This window comes from Xenorhabdus lircayensis (genome assembly GCF_016306625.1).
Classification (GTDB): domain Bacteria; phylum Pseudomonadota; class Gammaproteobacteria; order Enterobacterales; family Enterobacteriaceae; genus Xenorhabdus; species Xenorhabdus lircayensis.
On record NZ_JACOII010000044.1, the window covers coordinates 100,144 to 118,884 of the forward strand.

The 18,741-nt window shown below is 44.2% G+C and carries 15 protein-coding genes; 1 reads left to right on the forward strand and 14 read right to left on the reverse strand.

The genetic code is table 11. The features are described 5' to 3' along the window. Positions 1-6: 6 nt before the first annotated feature. The 14 genes from H8A87_RS13165 to H8A87_RS13230 all read right to left on the reverse strand — a co-directional run bounded on the left by H8A87_RS13165 (position 7) and on the right by H8A87_RS13230 (position 16,328). Positions 7-1,602 carry a contractile injection system tape measure protein gene (locus tag H8A87_RS13165; RefSeq protein ID WP_198690405.1) on the reverse strand — a complete coding sequence of 532 codons (1,596 nt, stop codon included), beginning with the start codon at positions 1,600-1,602 and terminating at the stop codon, positions 7-9. A gap of 70 nt (positions 1,603-1,672) precedes the next feature. Then, positions 1,673-2,941 (reverse strand): tail fiber protein, encoded by a 1,269-nt coding sequence (locus H8A87_RS13170; protein ID WP_198690406.1) that lies wholly within the window; start codon positions 2,939-2,941, stop codon positions 1,673-1,675. 55 nt (positions 2,942-2,996) lie between these two features. Further along, a complete protein-coding gene (locus tag H8A87_RS13175) occupies positions 2,997-5,903 on the reverse strand; it encodes a hypothetical protein (RefSeq protein WP_198690407.1) in 2,907 nt (968 codons plus the stop codon). Next, a complete protein-coding gene (locus H8A87_RS13180) occupies positions 5,896-8,088 on the reverse strand; it encodes a baseplate J/gp47 family protein (protein ID WP_198690408.1) in 2,193 nt (730 codons plus the stop codon). The genes H8A87_RS13175 and H8A87_RS13180 overlap by 8 nt, the downstream gene beginning before the upstream one ends. Before the next feature lie 83 nt (positions 8,089-8,171). Next, complete coding sequence (locus tag H8A87_RS13185; protein ID WP_198690409.1) at positions 8,172-8,597, reverse strand: hypothetical protein; 426 nt, start codon at positions 8,595-8,597, stop codon at positions 8,172-8,174. Continuing rightward, on the reverse strand, positions 8,594-9,016 hold the full coding sequence (locus H8A87_RS13190) for a GPW/gp25 family protein (RefSeq protein ID WP_198690410.1): 423 nt from the start codon (positions 9,014-9,016) through the stop codon (positions 8,594-8,596). Before H8A87_RS13190 ends, H8A87_RS13185 begins: the two co-directional genes overlap by 4 nt. Before the next feature lie 10 nt (positions 9,017-9,026). Then, on the reverse strand, positions 9,027-10,643 hold the full coding sequence (locus H8A87_RS13195) for a phage baseplate assembly protein V (protein ID WP_198690411.1): 1,617 nt from the start codon (positions 10,641-10,643) through the stop codon (positions 9,027-9,029). Continuing rightward, a complete protein-coding gene (locus tag H8A87_RS13200; protein WP_198690412.1) occupies positions 10,640-11,329 on the reverse strand; it encodes a CIS tube protein in 690 nt (229 codons plus the stop codon). Before H8A87_RS13200 ends, H8A87_RS13195 begins: the two co-directional genes overlap by 4 nt. Further along, positions 11,326-11,523: a DUF5908 family protein gene (locus H8A87_RS13205; protein ID WP_198690413.1), complete on the reverse strand. Its 198-nt coding sequence runs from the start codon at positions 11,521-11,523 to the stop codon at positions 11,326-11,328. Before H8A87_RS13205 ends, H8A87_RS13200 begins: the two co-directional genes overlap by 4 nt. Beyond that, positions 11,520-11,978 (reverse strand): phage tail protein, encoded by a 459-nt coding sequence (locus H8A87_RS13210; protein WP_041983025.1) that lies wholly within the window; start codon positions 11,976-11,978, stop codon positions 11,520-11,522. Before H8A87_RS13210 ends, H8A87_RS13205 begins: the two co-directional genes overlap by 4 nt. Before the next feature lie 15 nt (positions 11,979-11,993). After that, a complete protein-coding gene (locus H8A87_RS13215; protein ID WP_198690414.1) occupies positions 11,994-13,247 on the reverse strand; it encodes a phage tail sheath C-terminal domain-containing protein in 1,254 nt (417 codons plus the stop codon). Positions 13,248-13,312: 65 nt separating this feature from the next. Beyond that, positions 13,313-14,746: a phage tail sheath family protein gene (locus H8A87_RS13220; RefSeq protein ID WP_198690415.1), complete on the reverse strand. Its 1,434-nt coding sequence runs from the start codon at positions 14,744-14,746 to the stop codon at positions 13,313-13,315. A gap of 25 nt (positions 14,747-14,771) precedes the next feature. Next, positions 14,772-15,839 (reverse strand): phage tail sheath family protein, encoded by a 1,068-nt coding sequence (locus H8A87_RS13225; protein ID WP_198690416.1) that lies wholly within the window; start codon positions 15,837-15,839, stop codon positions 14,772-14,774. A gap of 39 nt (positions 15,840-15,878) precedes the next feature. After that, on the reverse strand, positions 15,879-16,328 hold the full coding sequence (locus H8A87_RS13230) for a phage tail protein (RefSeq protein WP_198690417.1): 450 nt from the start codon (positions 16,326-16,328) through the stop codon (positions 15,879-15,881). Positions 16,329-16,778: 450 nt separating this feature from the next. Between H8A87_RS13230 and H8A87_RS13235 the strand changes: the two genes are divergently transcribed. Then, the gene (locus H8A87_RS13235; protein ID WP_198690418.1) at positions 16,779-18,122 is read left to right on the forward strand and encodes a phage tail protein; all 1,344 of its coding nucleotides are present in this window, start codon (positions 16,779-16,781) and stop codon (positions 18,120-18,122) included. Positions 18,123-18,741 lie beyond the last annotated feature (619 nt).

The window sequence follows — 18,741 nt, forward strand, 5'->3', positions numbered from 1 at the left end:
CGAGGGTTATAACCACGTGATGGTGATGGGGTGTTTCAACCAGCTAAAACTCGCTATATTCATTGGCCACGGCCATTTGCTTATCAGTGCATCGTAAACTTCGGGTTGGATATGAATGTTTGTTACACCGTTCAATTCACTCAACTCCCCGGACCGTTGCAGAAATAAGTGACGCACATCGCTTGCGCCCATTTTTTTCCAGGCCGGAAGTTGTATAAGGTTTTTTTCCAGCCATTGGTTGATGGCCGCTCGCTGTCCTGGTTCTGGTGAACGCCATAGCGCGTTGTCATTTATGGGGAGGCCACAGAGCACTTTATTGAGTGTCAGCCGCCATGCAGGTATTTCCTCTTCGGCCCAAATCAGCCAATCAAGTAAACAGACGGCCTCTCTTTGCGCTTCAAGGCTGATAAATCGGTTTGTATCCAATAAATCAAAGGTACGGAAAAATGTTGGCAATAATGGCCATAAAATCATGCAACCGGCATTACTGATGGGTAAAATGGACTGTGCCGATGGAGTTTGGATCCTATTACCCGATTGTATGGATGATATTTGCGTTGATGAAGCCGATTTCAGTAATTTCCTGTGTTGCTCCCTGTTTTGTAAAGTTGCAGGGTTTTGTTCTCCAGTATTTTTAATCAGGCCACAATCCCATTGTGCGGGAGCTATCTTAGAATAGGTTTGCGCAGGCTGTTGTGAAAACGTCTGTGTTGTTTCAATCCGTGTATTGGCTCTCAAAATATCTGGTGGATTTTTGCTATTTGCTGCGGCATTTTTTACAGATATCAGGTTATCTTGATTTTGTAATATTCTTTTCTCCGACTGTGTAGCGTTTATAGTTTTCATTTGATGCTGAAGATAATGTTCGGCAGCTAAACTCAGTTTTTTGGGTGTTACTTTTGTATCTGTGATTGCCTGCGCTTGCGAATCAACAAATTCGGATGTTGTTGTTTTAGTAAATAACTGACAAAGCATACTAAGAACGTCTGGCTGACAGATCTGAATTAAGCGACTTAGCCCCGCAGGTTGTAAGCAGTGTTTGGCTAATATAGGTAGCCATTGTTGTGGTTTAAGACTAATATTTTCTATTAGCCAAGAGCTGAATTCAACATTTTCTATATGTTTCCATGAAATCGGTAATTTCCAGATTCCATGTTTTAAATAATTATTAATATACTCTAATGCAGATTTTTCTAAATCTAACTTATTGGATGTGATTAAATTACATTGAGATATTGGTGGGATCTTACTTACAGATTTGATTTTTCCTGAATTTGATAAGTTGATATCAGTTTTCTTTTTTAAGTTTTGTTTTAGTTCATGGGTTTTGTTTTCTAGCTCCCTTTCTAATCGCCCAATAAATTCTCGCTCAAAATTTTCGAAATTTATCTCTCCAAGATCAAAAATTAATTTTTCCAATAAATAATTATAGTTCTTGGTTTTTAATTTTTCCACTTTTCCATTAATCAAATCACGTAATTTTAATTTGAATGAGTTAGAGCATTTTTCAAATATTTTATCACCATAACACTTTTCTATTTCAAGTACGATTGATAATTTACCAATCACACTATTGGAATTTATTTTGTGATCTTTTTTCACAATAGTAGTCGCTTTACATTCCATCATTGGAGTTAATGGGCGAAAAATATTAACGCCCATTGTTAAAAAATTATAACTTCATAATAAATGCTAAAATATAGTAAGGTGGGATAACATCTGTTATATGATTATGCGGGTTAGCTTTAGCGTCAGCCTCATGTGAGTGTCCTTTTCCTTCCCCCCTAGAGGAAGTATAAGGATAGTATGGGTTATTCAGGGTATAAGAAATTAAAGATCTTGGAACGAAGGCATTGTTTGACATATAACCATTTTCTAATCTGTTATCAATCTGATAACTATCTTCACCTGTTAAATAATAACCATTTCTAAACCCTGTACTATTATAATAAGGCATTCCTCCAGAATGTTCATGTTTAGGCATCTGGGACACAGTTAATGCAGTAAATTTTATTTTAACATTAACAGAAACTACTTTATTATCACTATATTTATTACACTGCTTATTGCTACCTGAACCTGATAATGTAGCACTGTTTTTAGAGTTTATATCATTGATTTTTCCACCTAAAATAAATCGATCAATTAAGTTTGGTGTGTCATTGTCTCCATCACATAATGCCCAGCCTTGTGGTATTGTCGAGCCTGAAAACATCATAATCATACCTTTTGGCAATACAGTGTTAGGATCGATGCCGATCCCACTGTTATCTACTTTGATGCCATTTCCCGTCTTAACATACACACCCGCTGAATCATTGATAAGGCCACCAGCCTCTTTAACTTTAACATCCAGACCATCTCCAAGCTTAATTCCCCAGCCAAGCCTTACTTTTACGCCTGAACTATCAACACCGATGCTTTTGTCAGTGGATTTAATCTCTAATCCACCATCCTTATTAAATTGTACTCCATTTCCTAATTCTTTTAGGGCTATACCATCAGTATTAACAACCAACCCTTTATTGGCCGCGGCTTTGGCAGAAATGCTATTCGTGTTAACGGTAATGCCATCCCCCTGACCGACACAAATACCATTTATTTTATTTTCCAAACCACTACCTAAATCAACTACTAACACCTCGTCATGCAACATTAACGGGCTATAGTCTTTCTTGTCATATTTCTCATTTAATTTTAACTGTAAAAGCCCATCTTCGTCCAAACGCATTCCTTTTGCCGGGCCATTTTGATTGGGAGCTTGTCCAGTTGCTTTGCGTCCAACATCTGCAATATCAATTAATTGATCGAAATCAGTTTGTAAAGGAATACTGCCGTCTTTAAATTTATCTTTTAATTTATCAGTTTCAGGCCCAACACCTTTTTCATTAGATAAAGTTTGTTGAACTTGTCTTTTTGCAGAATAACGAATTTCTTTCACGGTTAACCCCATAAACTATATTTAATTTAAAATTGTGATTGGTAGATATTTTTTCTTACTCGTTCTCTTTAGGAACATAGAACAATTCATTCTGGTTTATCTTATCGGTATTCCACTGATCGTTATTTTTACCGACAACTTCCTCTCTTTGGTGCGGTGTAGCAATTCGCATTGTTCCTATTCCTTTTAAAGAGGAAGGCAATTTACCCAATGTCAGGCTTTCCAGAATCGAATAGGCAGAATCACCCAGTGGTGCTCCGTTATTTTGCCAACGTTGGTAAGTCGTGCCGAAATTTAAAAACGCTTCCCGATCCATCCAATGAATAATCATGGAAATATGGGCCGGGAATTCGGTAAGAATGGTTTCTTTTACCCACTCTTCTAATTTATAGGGATCAACACCGGGAACTTTAATTAAATCACTGTTTACCACCACGCTGATAACAAATGAAAAACGATCGGTTTTTTCATACTCTTCACCTGAAAAATGCCAATTGTAACGCCATGCTTCTTCCGGAGCAGGGAATGTCAATTTCGAACTATCCTGACGTTCAATAATCAAGGTACCCTTGATGCGATCAAAGCTGACAACTTTGGCATACAATTTTTCTGAGTCATCAGGATATTCCTGTGTGACACCGACTATCCCTAAATGTTTGGTCAGGGTAATTTCATTACCTACCGCAATCAGGGACGGGAAGGGAGTTTGCGCTGTACGGGTCAGGCACCGCTGGTTGTCAGGCAATGGTTTGCCATTCAGGGATTGATCTCTATCGTAGGCCAGACGGTAGTTCATATCTTCCATCCAGACCACGCCGTTTTGCCAGAACAGTTTTTTTGCTTTGGCGGCGGTCATTACCCGTTCCAGATTGTATTCCAGTTGAGCGCTATTACCTATGTCCAGCCAAAATTGATCCCCCTCGGCTTTGACTATCATCTGACCACGCACTGTAAATTGGATGTTGCCCTGTTCACCTTCATAGAGGATTAAATTTATCACTTGCCCCTGTCTCAGCTTGCCATTAATACCGGCTTGCTTAATCACCAGATAATGCTGATCAGTCTGGCTCTTTTTCTCCTCTGTTACCAAGTCCGGCTTCTGCTCTATATCAAACTGGCTATTGGGCTTGATTGGCAGCAATGCCCGATGCTCCACCAGATAAAAAGGCAGTTGCCTCAGGTCAGGTTCCGGTTTAAATAGCTCCCCGCCTAGCCCCATGCGGGCAGCAATGCGTTTTTGTAGCGACGAAACCTGATCAATACGAATATTGGCACGGTGATAAGTTAATGTCGGTTGTTGAGCCAGATAGCCCTGTTGCACGACGCGAAAATCATTAATGTCGACGGTAAAGGTACGCGGTGCCCTCTGGGTGCCAAAGTACCCAAGCAGATAATTGACGATATCCAGTTCGTGATCGCTATCGTGCGCTATCTGTTTTAACAGTGCCTTTAATGCCGGAGCGTAATCCTGATGGGCTTCATCATTGACAGAACCTGGTTTAAACGGCCATTGATCGCCCCAGACTTCATATCCCTCACGCTGAAAAGCCAACAACTGTGGCAGCATGGCAATTTGCTGACAGCCGCAAGCCAGCAGTTGTTCAAATGGCAGCATAAACTGATGAAGTGACAACAAGCGTTGGGCATGTTCACTCTCAGACAAGGGTTGTTGTAACTCATAGCAAGCGGGCAGCGTATCGCTGACGGGATAATAACGATCCACATTGCGATGCCGACCGTAAGGTAATATCACGGGTTTATTCTGAATCAGGAGAGGATTGGGCAAACTGTCCCGAATTTGTTGTTCATCAACCGTGACACTGATCCCGCCTTTGGCGATCATCCTGAGCGGGCCATCAGGTTGTGCCAATTGATGGATCGGATCTTGGCCCCACAGGCGAGGATAGTAGCCTTCTTTAATTGACCACGACCAGGTATCCCCTTCAACCGACTCAATCAGGTTTTTATCAAAACCTTCATCCAACCGAAGGCGATTGACACTCTGAACACCTTTAATCTCAAGCAGTTTATTAACCAGCCGGCTAAGATTGAGGATGATCCGTTTGGTATAGTCACGGGCTGTCGGCAATTCAGGGATCCAGCCATGTTGTAATTGTGGCCCTTCAAAGATTTCATCATTGCGCATTCCGGCATCTTGCAGCGTTTCAGTGTGGTAACGCTGTGCCTCAGGCATCAGATACTGCTCTGCGGTGCTATAGACGGCAGCAAAAATACCAGCGATATCCTGTACATCGTCATCCAGTTCGATATCCAATAATAGCGGGAAATCAACCGGTTTTGACCAGATAATCTGACTGACTGACTCCCCAATATTGCGGTTTTGGGTCAAAAAGTCTGTCAATTGCTGGGTAGCTGCTGTCAGGTTCTCCTGCGTACAACGGGTCGGTTCCAGATAGAGCCAGTAATTTCCCCGCAGTGTAAACTCTTTTGCTCCTTCATGACTGACAAAACTATATTCCCTTTTGGTTGCATCATACCAATAGGTATAGCCTTGCTTTTCCGGCTCACGTACCAATTGCACGTTACGGAACAGAAAATCGTCTTTATCCTGTGGAGTAGTTTTCCTTTCACAGTCCATAGTTTTTTTGTCACAGTCACTGCTATGCAAATCCAGTAATGCTTTTCGATAATCATCGGTAGTGATTGGCCCACAAGTCAGCGTTTTATGGGGACCAAAGTCTGCGGGGAAAATCCCTCCATCCTTATCCTGTTTTTCTGGTACAGGAGTCAGCAAATCTTTCAGGGGAAGGGTATGGCGGTAAGCCAAATCTGATACACCGTAGCTGAGTCCTTCCAGAAAGGTAACTCCGGGGTCGTGTTCCGCTGTATCGCTCCACTGTTTTCCGGCCTGTTGCTCAACCACCTGATGAGCCTGTTCCAGCAAGGTATCAAAGTGAATATCGTCTTTCACTTTGTGAAACAGTGCATCTTGATTATTCATCGTTATTTCCTCGGCATTGCAGCTTATTGTCTGCTTCCCAGACTAAAATCAGCACCTCATTATCTTTGGCTTCCACCGATGTGGTGATATCACTGCCTTTAGCCTCATCCGACCGGCGCAACGTCAGACATGTGACCCGCTCAACCAGCGGCTGCTGTTGAATGGTCGCCAGTAACTGGTAATAGTTAATGCTGTTATTCAACATAACGGGTCGCTGCTCATCGACGCTCCAGGGCATATACGCCTCACTGAGTTGTTGTCGTAGCTGGCGATAGCCAAAATCGTTGTTAACATCCGGCTTAAAAACCACCGTGTAATTAATGTTCACATCAACATATTGGGGATTGTTGATCTTAATCTCAGCCCAGGGAGAGCCTTTTTGCTGTAACCATTCTGTCATTCCTTGCAGACGTGCCGGGTTTAGCACCGGACGCAAAGGATCATCGCTGTCGTTATATCGGTTGGCGGGGATGATTGTCAGCTTTTGTTCCTTCAATGCCGGTACTCGGGTGAGTTCATCATTGTCGGGGTACTTAACATCAAAAATGCTGACATAATGCTCTTTTAACAGTGTCGCCATATTGCCCCAGGTTAAGGCCCGGTTACGGTGGGACAGGTGTTGGGCTCCCCGTTCAAAAAAAGCGCTGTCGGTTTCCGGTACACGTCCATTCCATGACGCCCAAGGCTGGCTGATTGAAGCCACGACAATGATGGGTTCAACCGGACGCTGAATAGTGCCTGCCGGTAATGGCGTTAAGAAATGGCTGTGACTGATGCTATCGGCATTCACCAATGTTGCTGTCAGGGCATTATAGATCAGGCCGCATAACCAAGGGTTTTTCCCCCATGAGCCTTCGTGTGTAGGGATGGTCACGACTGCCTTTAACCAATAGCGTCCCGTTGGCATTGTTGTTGCCTGATTGGACGCGTCAGCGGGCAGTACAACCTGCCAGGTGCCATCTTGATACAGATGTTCGGTTTTATCATTGACCCACGCATCCAATGCAGTCCATTGGTTCTTTTGGTTCAGGTAATACCAGGAAACTTTTTCGGGTTGCTGCGGTGATTTCAATTTCCAATATAGCGACAGGGTTTGTCCCGGTTCGATGTCAGTGATACCAAGATATAAAGCGGGATTTTTTGCCAATGGCTCAATCTCATGGCGATAACCAAAGGGGGTTAGGTGATACGTTTCGAACGAGGCTTTATTTACGGCTTTTTCTTGCACTTTGAGTTCTGTCACCGCAGGCAGTGCTTGGCTGTCTTTGTTCTGTAGCCTGAGTACCGGCTGGGCGAAAACAAGGTTATCCAGATCTTCTGGGGCACTGATTGCCGGTTCTTTTTCTGAAAGCGTCAGTATGACTTCTTTTTTATTTCCCCCGGCAGTTAACGTTAAGGCCAGCCATTGATTGCCACTACTGATTTGTGCCACCAGATTTTGGCTATCCATGTCTTTCTCAAAGGTAACAGTTATCTTTCTTGTTCCTTCCTCCATCGCCAACTGCGCAGAGCTGATCAACACTCCGCCCAGCACAGATTTATCCTGATCCGTTTCACTGAATAACCGTATCCCGCCAGATGGCAATGATAACTGTGCTTGTGAATCCCAGGGAGCAGCGGTCATCCATTGCTGTTGTTCTTTATTCCGTAACCAGTACAAATCACTGATATAGCCCCGGTTCGCCAACAAACTGGCATCCAGCGCATATTGCAAGGCATTGCCTTGTTCATCTTGTCCCGCTTCGAACAGGGTACCTTTAGTGATCAGTTGCTCTGTCACGGTTGAATTCAGTTCCACCGATAAGGCAACTTGATCGGATTGCGCCGGACGGGGGGACAGCCCCAAAAGCGCCCGATAATAAAGATTACGATGCGCCGCAGGTAAGGTATTTAATAAGGATATTGGGGTTTCCAATAATCTCAATACGGCCAATAGAAAAGCCTGATGAGGTAATAATTCTCCATTGGCTTCGATTTCCCCTTGATATAATTCGGCCAGTTTCTCTGGCGTATTATTCGCCATAAAGAAAAAGTCATTCCAATGCTTACCGTCCTGATTAAAGGGAATTACTTGGGCGTACTTTTCAATATATTGGAGTAATTGCAAACTGGCTCGATTATCTAATTTAAAATCGCTCATCGGCACCAAGTCTGACAATTTATTATTTAACTCAGTTGATTCCATAATATCACCTGTGTGGCACAGAGATTCCTCTGTGAATAAAGGATTATTCACACTGTTTAATTTCGATTTTTTCAGCCAAGGCCTTAATTCACGGTGGCAAAATTTTGTTGAGTGATAAAACTGCCTTTGCCGAATGAAGGAGCCGGAACATCCGGTTGTGGCGGGTTCACGGTATTATTCATGGCTGGTGATTCAGGCGTAAACATGGCCGTAAACTTCTGCCCCTTGATAATTAAGGCCGCGCCACTGGTACATTGAAAAGCTTGCTGGCTGGCATCCAACGCACTGATGGTAATGGTGCCGGTTCCCGGTGTTGTATGCGTTGCTGTGATATAGGTTGCAGAAACCCTGACCTGTTTCTCATCCCCCAGAATGCAGACTTTCTTGCCGTTTACCTGCGCATGTCCTTTACCGCTGATCTTACCCGGGTTGGGAACCGTCACCTGTCGATTTCCAAAGTTGGGATCAAACTGGAGCATGTCTCCGTCTGTCACAATAGCCTCACTCATACCACCTCCATCACCCGACCTTCACTCAGTGCCAATGTTCCCTGAATTTGCTGATTGATATCGCTTCCCCGCAGACGATACATCACCTGCACTTGCAAGGTATTCTTGCTATTTGTCGACTGACGAACCTGGATATCCGTAATATCCGCCCGTGATTCATAACGCAATACGCTGTCATGGATATGGGATTCAATTTCAGCAAACAGTTCGTTGCGGATATTTTCAAACATAAAATCATTTAATCCGCAGCCATAATTTTCGCGCATCAGGCGTTCCCCCGGCTCTGTGCTGAACAGAACGTGCAAACTCTGGCGCACATCTTCCGCCCCCTCCGCCATTTCCACCCCCTTTTCAAGGGAAAAGGCGGGAGGAAAAGCCCAGCCACGACCATAGAGTTGTGTCAGTATTTGGTTTTCCATTGTTCACCTTTCACTGGGTAAGATTAATTTTCGCACCTTTGATTTCAACACTGTTTTTGCCAGACATATTGAGCGATTTATCCATTTGGGCATTCATTGTCTGCGCTTTCAGTGTTAATTCTTTTTTCGTTGACAGAGAAATATCTTTATCCTGCTGGAGCGTGATTTGATTTTCTCCCGCATTGATTCGGATTATTTTCTCTTTGCCATTGATGACAATTTGTTGTTGGTTTTCACCTTGTTTAACCACCAAGACTTTTTCCTGATTATCTTGGGTGGGTTCTAAAGGTGCTTTATTTTTCGGGTTGTGCATTGCACCCAGAATCACCGGATAACGTGGATCATTTTCAAAAAAGCCGACAATCACTTCGTCACCGGGTTCCGGGTAAAAACAGAAACCGCTTTCGTGGCTGGCGTAAGGTTTCCCTAGTCTTGCCCACAGAAATTCATTCGGGCGATTCAGCACCGGCAGAATAATCGGAATGCGGTTCAAGGCTGCTTTGTCCTGCTGATACTTCGCGACCGTCGCAATATGCAGTTCGGGGGCATCGGGTAACACTGGCAGATATTCCTGTTGTAAGCCCATGCTTAAGGTGGTTTCCCAATCAATTTGCCGGTTAAAACGATGGCGCACCGCAGTAATGCTGGCTGTACCATCCAGTTGTGAACCAAATCCCGTCAATTGAATGTTGTCTCCTAACTGATAACGTCCATCGCCTTTAAGCAGGAATTCGCCTGTGACACCAGAAATGCGTTGATTCAGCAATAGTCCCTGTGCCAGATAGCCACTTTCTTGAGTGGTTAACGGGCTGCTGTAGCGAATGTCCCAACTTTCTTTATTCAAAGATGCCAGCCTGTCAGGGGAGAGTGCGGCTTTCCCCACGGCAACACTGCCGTAGCGGCCGCCTGACAATTCCTGTTGTTTACTGATATCCCAGCCACTGACTTCCAGCGAAGCGGGGTTAAGATGATTGTCAAACTGCCAGCTTGCATCTTTGACGACGATATCTTTTTTCTCATCCCCCCGGCTTTTCAGGGTATAGGTTGCATTGGATTTCAGAGATTCAGGGTGGACAAGCCGAACGCCTTCTATCGTAGGTAGCAACCACACGCCGGTTGCCGATAGCCGACACAGCAGAAAACGCCAATCTGAACAGCGAAATTGCACCATCTGCTCATGTTTTTGATCTAACGCGGCTATCCGTTCAACGTGAGCCTTGATGTCAGCCTGACTCAATAGGGTGTTTAAGATCGATTTTTCGTTGCTGTCCTTAAACAGTTGTGAATGTTGGGTATCCACCATCAGTTGCAAGCGATGCTTGACGAGCAACGTGAGCAATAATTGCTTATTTTTGATCTTCAACGTGTTACGGGTAATCAGGCCGTTAAACAGCACCGATTTTCTGCCGCCATCAGTCACTTCCAGACGCAGGGTTTTTCCTACCTGACAATGGGCCAGTTCAGCCTGTACATCTGTCTGGCTGAAAGAGGAAAGTGGCCTGTCCGGCAGGCTGATTTTCAGCGTTGCCGAAGGGATGCTGTTAACGCGGTAATAGGTATCCACATCGACGACAGCCAAAAGGGACAGTACCTTGCCATCTGCAATAATTTTCAGTTGATGGCTCATGGTGCGTCTCCTTTGGTGGCCTGTAATATTTCACCCGGTACGAACCCATTGAGGTTATCCAGACCGTTTTGCCAGGCCAGTGTCAAATAATCGACGCCGCCGGATAGCGTTGATGCCGTACCGGCTGCCATCAGCGCCAGCGATACGCCATCTTGTACCCGTAAGGCGATTTTCGCCGGCGATTTCAGGTTTTGTTCTGTCTCCTGCAAGACCAGACTTTCATCCGCCACCAGTGTCAGGATGACCCGCGCCCGTAAGGGAGTGGCATCACGATCAAACAAGGTGTAATTCACAGACAGGCCTTTCGCCCTGCCAGCAAAATAACCGCGATTTTCCCAACGCATTTTGCCCCATTTAATTTGCAGGAATCGCGTTTCATTACTGGTGGCATCCACGCTGCACAGTTGTTTGAGTTGCATTAGCTGAACTTCAACGGGGGTTTTGTTACCCGGCATCGTGGCATCAAAAATCAGCTCAAGGGATAATCCTGCGGGCTTGGCCTGTACATAAATACTGCTTTGTTTCTCGCTATTAATGGCTTGGGATTGTTGATAATCCGTTTGATAATCCAGTTGCAGGGAATCGGGGTTATACATGGCTTGCACGGTGCCTGCCCGTATTTTTCCTTCCCTGTCTTTATAAGCATTAATGGTCAGCTTCGCTAAACCACGTTCAATCAGACTCATGGACGCCACCCTTCCTCATCGCGTAATGCGGCCAGCACTTCGCGTTTAATTTTTTCGATCAAGGTTGCTTCATCCAGACTTTCCTGAATCAACGAATGGCCTTGCCGATCTGATTCAGTCGCTTGTGTTGGTAGTATTGGTGCTGATGACACCACTTTTGCCTGAATGATTAATTCTCTGATTTCTACTGTCATACTTTGACTCCCAGCCAGCACATATCCTGATAGCGCAGCTCAAGGGTATTTACCAAGATGGCGTTGCTGTTCGCGTCAAAGTCACCGGTTTGCCAGCGTACCGGTAAGGCATTGCTCAGTGTCCAACTGGATACGGGCAGTGAATTTTCGTTTAACAGCATAATCACCACATCTGCATAGGCGATTTTTTCTCCGCGCAATACGCGGTCAAACATCCAGGTCAAAGGGGAAACCGTCATCACGCCGCGTTCCAGCGTTAATGTGCCGTGTTGGATCTTCTCGGCCAGATAGTTATTGCGGGCGTTTTCGCCGCCCTGACTGTGCTGGGTCACCTGAAGCTCCCGACTCAGGCCGGAAATGCGCTGAAAGCGGATATCCAGCGGATCGGGAATGCCATTAAAAATAAAACTCGCCATAAAACGGTGGGATACCACGGGGGTGTAATAATCGTTCATTGTGCTCTTTCCTTCTTAAGACAAAAGCGCTCCCGTTTGGGTATCAAAGACCAAACTGATCTCGATAAATTCAGCGGGAGACAATACGGCCAGGGCGACTTTCATGATCATTTTCCCGTCCCGGATATCCTCTTCGGTCATCGTCTCATTGACCCCTAACAGCACGGTAAATGCCTCATCTTCCCGTGAGCCGTACAAGCCACCCTGTAACCACAATTGCCGTAACCAGTTGTAACTTTGTCCCTTGCATTTCATCCATGTCAGTTCGTTATTGGGTTCAAAGATGTACATACGGGCCAATTGCGCCAGATGTACGGTGACATAAGAAACCAGACGACGGGTTTGCAGGTAACGCCACGGTGTGTTGTTTGTGTTTTCCAGCGTGCGGCATCCCCATACGCGTATGCCTTTGCCGGGGAAACTGCGGATCACATTGAGAGAAGTACCATTGGTGTTAAACAGTACACTCCCCTGAAAATAGGATCTAACCGGCCGGATAACCTGAGACAGGGCAATATTGGCCGGCGCTTTCCACACGCCGGTTTCGCTATCTGTGCGCTGGATAATTGCTGCGATAGCGGCGGTGGGGGAGAGCACGATACCTTTCTTGCCGGATATGTTTTTACTGGATATATCTTGGTTGGATACGTCCTGATAAGTGGTTTCCAGACGAGGCCAATAGGCGGCTCCCCATTGGCGATATTCTGATGATAAATCCCTCAGACATTGGTGAGCCTGTTCAACCTCATCCGCTGCGTCCAGCAGTGCAAAAAGATTGGCGCGGATCTGGCTCAGTTGCAGCAGAGTCTTCCAACCTTCAGACCACAAATTGACTAAAGTGTATTGATCATCAATCACACTGTCATTCAGTCGGGCGATATCCGGTGCCAAAATCAGGGTAATTTGTGTTTCCCCACCAATGGCTTCTTTCACCGCGTCAGAGCTTAATGCGGCTATCAGGTTGTTGGCTTCCGCTTGGGTCATGTTTGCTGAGGGCATATTGCCTTGCAGCGGTAACACAAAAGCCCGTTGCCCGCCATTATCGAAATAGTGCCTGACGGCCAACGCCATCAGATGATCGTCACCAAATAGCTGGTTATATTCCGCCAGATTGTCGATACGAACCGCGGTTTCTGCTTGCTGTCGTTTTAGTCGCTGTGGATTATGGGCGGTATAGCCAATAAATACGGGCACTGCGCTGGGTATCTCTTGCTGACCCGTGGTGATGATACTTTCTGTTAAGGTCACGCCCGGTTGAATTCTTTCCATCATCATCTCCTCCAAAGTGGTTAGATAGGCACTGTTAATACAGCGCCTGTGTTTAATCATGGAGATTACTGAGCGACATCCTGCGTAAATTGCAGAACGATAAATTCAGCCGGTCGTACTGCGGCCAGACCGACTTGCATGATCATTTTGCCTTGTTTGATATCAGCATCAGACATAGTGATATCCTGACCAATATGGACAAAGTAAGCTTCTTCCGGGCGATCCCCCATCAGGGCATTTTTTTGCCAAAGGGCATAAAGATATTGGTCAACGGCGGCCTTGGCGTGCATCCAGGTAGGTTGATTATTGGTTTCAAATAACACGGCCCGCAGTGCCTGACGGATATCGCGTTCAACGGAATTGAACAGACGACGGACGGGAATGTAACGCCAGTTGATATCACCGTCCTGGGCATAAGTACGAGCTCCCCAAACCATCAAGCCACGGCCGGTAAATGAACGGATAACATTGATGCCCTTATCATTCATGGTGCCTTGCCGTTCGTCATCGACTTTATCAGTCAGGCCTTTGATTCCGCTGAGTGCAACGTTGGCGGGGGCTTTCCAGACGCCACGCTGGTTATCAGTTTGGCAATAAATTCCTGCAATAGCAGCACTGGGTGAAAGGGTGAGACTATCTTTTTGTATCTCTTGCAATCTGATATCAATTTCCTGCGCCAGCGCTTGATCTGTTTCCCTAAGTTTATCCAGAGTCTTCAGCTTGTCCTTACCTGATTCATTCTCATAACCACTGATAACAACGTCCTGATCGTCGGGCAAGGTGGAGAATTTCAGGTTTGTTTCCAACTGAGGATAATAGGCGGCGATCTTAGTGCTATTTCCCATACCAGACACCGATTCACCATCAAGGCTATCTGCAATCAGGAAATAGCCCACTTTTTTGTTATCACTATTCAACAGAGGGCTGACTGCACTGTAGATTTTGTTTTTATAATCCTGCTTTTCTTCTGGGCAAACCAGCAGAGTAATATCCCCTTTTTGTTCAATCAATTCGGGAATGGCAGCCAGAGCCAAATCGTCATTAATATCGTTTAATAGGTAGATATAACAAGCCCCGCCGCCATTTTGGAAATAGAGCTTCAAAGCTTCTACGGCTGGAGATTGATTGATTCTCTCAATATTGTGGAGCCATTTTTTTGGATCTTCGGTGGCAGAAACAGCTTTGGCTTTGGGCGTTTCTTGGGCTTCCGTCTCTTTTTTCTCAGTTTTTTCTTTTTCAACTTCTTCTTTTTTTACTTCACCGCTGGAAGCAGGCTCAATATCCGATTTAATGGCAATCTCGGTCATTGGTGCCAGAGAAAAAGCGGAAGTAAATTCAAGCCAATTGCTGATACGGGTACAGACCTGGGTTGAATCCGCTACTTTCGGGGTAAATTTACCGATAAAAACAGGTACGGCAGTTGCGCTGTTGCTGACAGACAACGCAAGGGAAGCCTCTTCTTCAATATAAACGCCGGGCGCTTTTAGATTAGCTGGCATGATAATTCCTCATCAATCAATGTGATTAACGCTGTTCTACATCTTGCGTAAACTGGAGAATGATAAATTCCGCAGGTCGAACAGCAGCCAGGCCGACTTTTACAATCATCTGCCCTTGATTAATCTGTTCTGGCGTCATCGTAACGCCCTTGCCAATCTGCACGAAATAGGCCTCTTCTTCTTTGCTACCTGCCAATCCCCCTTGTTGCCACAGGCTATGAAGATAATTGCTGATTGCCGCCCTGACGCGTTCCCAGGTCGGCTGGCTGTTCGGTTCAAACATGGCAAAACTCATGGCGCGCTTAACATCCCGCTCGACGGTATTAAACAGGCGACGCACAGGGACATAGCGCCAATTGTCACTATCTTCCAGCGTTCTGGCTCCCCAAACGGTGGCACCGGTATTGCTGAAATTTCGAATCATATTGATGGCACGGCCAGAGTTATATTTGCCCTGTAATTCATCCGTGACCAAGAATGCAGGCTCCAGACCGCCTTTCAAGGCGATATTGGCGGGTGCTTTCCACACTCCGCGGGATAAATCGACGGATGCGTAAACCCCTGCCATAACGGCACTTGGTGGAATATCGATTTTAGCCCAGTCCGCTTTCAGCCACGGGTAGTAAACCGCGGCAAATGGTGTGGCGTCATAATCTTTCTTGATCGTTTCCGCTTTCTCGATAGTCAGTGCTTCTTCAGGGCCATCAAATATGGCAAATAACCCTTTTCCTGACAGGCATAAAGTTGCTGCGGCTGTTTTAATATTTTCACCCGCAGCAACCAGCAAAGTGACATCATCTAAAGTTGGAATTAGTTTTTCTAAATTCTGAGTCTGGATGAGATAGCAGTAGCCTCCGCCATTGGTAAAATAAGCCCGCAGAGAAACTGACAACTTATCTTTGTTGTCAAAGTCGTCAACCAAATTTAGATAATCCATCCAGGAATTAATTCGGAGTGCAGTATCTCCATTAAAATGTTTGTTTTCTTTATTCACGGCAAAAACAGGAACGGCTGTGGCACTATTTGATACAGATAAAGCCAGGCTATTTAATTCTTCAATATAAACGCCGGGATAACTGGTAACGGTTGTCATAAAAATTCCTTTATACGAAATGATTAACTATGTAATGCCTTAAACAGCCTGCATGGTTACGCGATCGGCTGTCAGGCTAATTTCCTGAACGGCAATATCATTGCTGGTGGCATCAAAGGAAGGCGAAGTCAATGAGGTAGGGAAAGCATTAGCCACATTCCAGGTCATCAATAATTCGGTGCCTGCGTCATTAGTTAAGCTAATGGTAATATCTTTTTTCTCGACTTGATTAAGTTGGATAGAATTAATCCAATCAAACAGTTCAGTTTTGCCGGGGAAAACACCTTTACGCAGGGTAATATTGATTGGTTGACGTTGGCCGGGCATTTTGAACCAATTACCCACACCATCGCGGTACTCAATGGTGTCATAACTAATATCCAGTCCTGAAACACTGTTAAATGGAATTTGTTCATCCCCGACAGAAACAAGGAAACGATAAGAGGGAATAGGATATTCAACTGCAATTTGAGATGTACTTGTAGACATAATAGCCTCTTTTAAAATAAAAATGGTTATGATTAATTTCAATTAAAATAGGGTGTAAAAATATATTTAGATAAAGCTACCGCCACAAAATGACAGATATATCATTCTGAAAATATTTTTGTGGGGCTATATCATGCTTATATCGATAGTCATCGTGCCGAAAAAGTGACAATGAGTACATTGCCAATAATGCAATTTGCTTTTTATGCAACTTTATTTACATGTGAACTAAGATAAAGGTATTATTCCTTGCCTGTTAAAGTTTGTTATTTGTTAAACCTGATGTGGTAAATTAAATATGGATACCCTTGAACAAATAGAATTAAAAAAACTCAAATAAAAAATATGATAAATGTATTTATTTATAAGATGAGCTCTTCTGTATCCTGAAAGATATTCCGTCAACGTTATAAATGTTCATCATAAATGTTCATCTATTTGGAGAAGAAAATGACTGATAACAATCGTAATTCGGAAAGTTTGATTCCAGCTAAAACAAACGCAATACCGCTGGCAGATGCACTAAAAGAACGTTTTAAATCGGGCAGTATTCCATTGCAAACTGATTTTTCTGATTTAATTGATATGGCAAATATTGGGCTACGTGCCACAGGACAAGCCTCAGATCAAAGTGGTTCTGGTGATGGATTCAAACTGGATGATAGCGGGACGCTGCAACTTAAATTAAATCCAGGCAGTACCGACACTGACTATGCACCGCTAATTAGCGTGAAGGATATGTTAGCAACCGACCTTGGTTCCGGGTTGGTGTATAAAAAAGACGGTATCTGCGTGGGTGAGGGGAACGGTCTTGCCGTCGGCACCAATAGTGTGTCATTAAAACTGGCGAAAGGCTCGCATGTCAATGGCGGCAGTGGTCAAGGTACTGATGGGCAAACCAACGGCAATGCCGGAGGTCTGGCGTTAAGCAGCAGCGGGTTATCTGTTGATGCCGGGGAAGGCATTCAAATTAATACCAAAGGGGTGAGCGTTAAACTCGCGACCAACAGTGGATTAAGTGCAGATGAGAGTAATGGTTTAAAAGCCGTTGTCAGCAATGGTATTCAAATTAATGCCAAAGGGGTGAGCGTTAAACTCGCGACCAACAGTGGATTAAGTGCGGATGAGAGTAATGGTTTAAAAGCCGTTGTCAGCAATGGTATTCAAATTAATGCCAATGGGATGAGCATTAAACTCGCGACCAACAGTGGATTAAGTGCGGATGAGAATAATGGTTTAAAAGTTGTTGTCAGCAATGGTATTCAAGTAAATGGAAATAGTATTGGTCTTACTCCTGAGCAAACCTTCCAGAAAGGGATGGTGATGATGTTTGCCGGAACTGAGTCTGAAATGCCGAAGGGGTGGGCATTATGCGATGGCCAAAGTGGAAGGCCGGATTTACAGGATAGATTTGTACTTGGCTCTACCAAATTTACCAATGTTAGACAAACCAATAATCAAAAGGTACAGGGGAATAATAATGCCAAGTATTCTAATGTGAATTCAGATACGAAAACCCCCAACATTAGAGTTAATGTTAATGGGCATACCCTAACAATTTCTCAGATCCCATCGCACAATCACTCTATTTACACTGCGGGGAATGAAGGGAGTGGCGGGCAATCTATATATGAGAGGAATGGGAGGAGTCCTAGTTATAAATCGTGGTTTTCAAGGTCAGAAGGAGGGGGTGGCTCGCATAGCCATGGCGCCTCTGCAACTCAAGACAGCCATTCTCATAGTGTTAATGTGGTACCCCCATATTATATTCTCGCTTTTATCATTAAGCTGTAGTTCATTTTTATTTTTTTAGTCGTGATAGGGGGTAGGGTTTTCCCTGCCTCCTGGGTTGACATTGTAAAGCCTAAATAGCTATTTAGGAGCATAGCTAACCTTTTCTTCGATTAATACTTACATTTGTTCAATAATATTATTTAAATATTTACTTTTTCTATCACTGAAATCCAAGAAATAAAAGATCATGATCCTAATTCGTTTAGGAATATTTATTCAGAAGTACATGCTATTTATAGCAATCTCTATTCTGTATAGTGTGAATTTTCTGACATCCGCCAGTGTTTAGGTCAAATGCAAATAAACTTTTCTTATTCCAAAAAGCAAATCCCATAGGGTTCAAAAATCGCTTATCTGGAGAAGATGTTAACTTATCATAATCATTATGAAACAATGAACCAGTAGAGATTTTTTTGGTTTGTTGATAATCCATAGTACCTAATAATACTAAAGCACAACATTCATCAGGAAACTGATTGTCATTAAAAACATAATCAGGCAAACGAAAGTTACGTTTTTTTTCTGTATAAAAAGCATATCTATATTAAAATAAAAATACTCACTCGATAGTGCGTTCAACCCACTGTTATGGATTGTTTCTGAATGTTTTTTCGCTATA

What these genes read in the sequence shown, in the direction of transcription:
- H8A87_RS13175 (WP_198690407.1), bottom strand. Translation starts at nt 5,903, where the DNA reads ATGAATAATCAAGATGCACTGTTTCACAAAGTGAAAGACGATATTCAC.
- H8A87_RS13180 (WP_198690408.1), bottom strand. Translation starts at nt 8,088, where the DNA reads ATGGAATCAACTGAGTTAAATAATAAATTGTCAGACTTGGTGCCGATG.
- H8A87_RS13185 (WP_198690409.1), bottom strand. Translation starts at nt 8,597, where the DNA reads ATGAGTGAGGCTATTGTGACAGACGGAGACATGCTCCAGTTTGATCCC.
- H8A87_RS13190 (WP_198690410.1), bottom strand. Translation starts at nt 9,016, where the DNA reads ATGGAAAACCAAATACTGACACAACTCTATGGTCGTGGCTGGGCTTTT.
- H8A87_RS13195 (WP_198690411.1), bottom strand. Translation starts at nt 10,643, where the DNA reads ATGAGCCATCAACTGAAAATTATTGCAGATGGCAAGGTACTGTCCCTT.
- H8A87_RS13200 (WP_198690412.1), bottom strand. Translation starts at nt 11,329, where the DNA reads ATGAGTCTGATTGAACGTGGTTTAGCGAAGCTGACCATTAATGCTTAT.
- H8A87_RS13205 (WP_198690413.1), bottom strand. Translation starts at nt 11,523, where the DNA reads ATGACAGTAGAAATCAGAGAATTAATCATTCAGGCAAAAGTGGTGTCA.
- H8A87_RS13210 (WP_041983025.1), bottom strand. Translation starts at nt 11,978, where the DNA reads ATGAACGATTATTACACCCCCGTGGTATCCCACCGTTTTATGGCGAGT.
- H8A87_RS13215 (WP_198690414.1), bottom strand. Translation starts at nt 13,247, where the DNA reads ATGGAAAGAATTCAACCGGGCGTGACCTTAACAGAAAGTATCATCACC.
- H8A87_RS13220 (WP_198690415.1), bottom strand. Translation starts at nt 14,746, where the DNA reads ATGCCAGCTAATCTAAAAGCGCCCGGCGTTTATATTGAAGAAGAGGCT.
- H8A87_RS13225 (WP_198690416.1), bottom strand. Translation starts at nt 15,839, where the DNA reads ATGACAACCGTTACCAGTTATCCCGGCGTTTATATTGAAGAATTAAAT.
- H8A87_RS13230 (WP_198690417.1), bottom strand. Translation starts at nt 16,328, where the DNA reads ATGTCTACAAGTACATCTCAAATTGCAGTTGAATATCCTATTCCCTCT.
- H8A87_RS13235 (WP_198690418.1), top strand. Translation starts at nt 16,779, where the DNA reads ATGACTGATAACAATCGTAATTCGGAAAGTTTGATTCCAGCTAAAACA.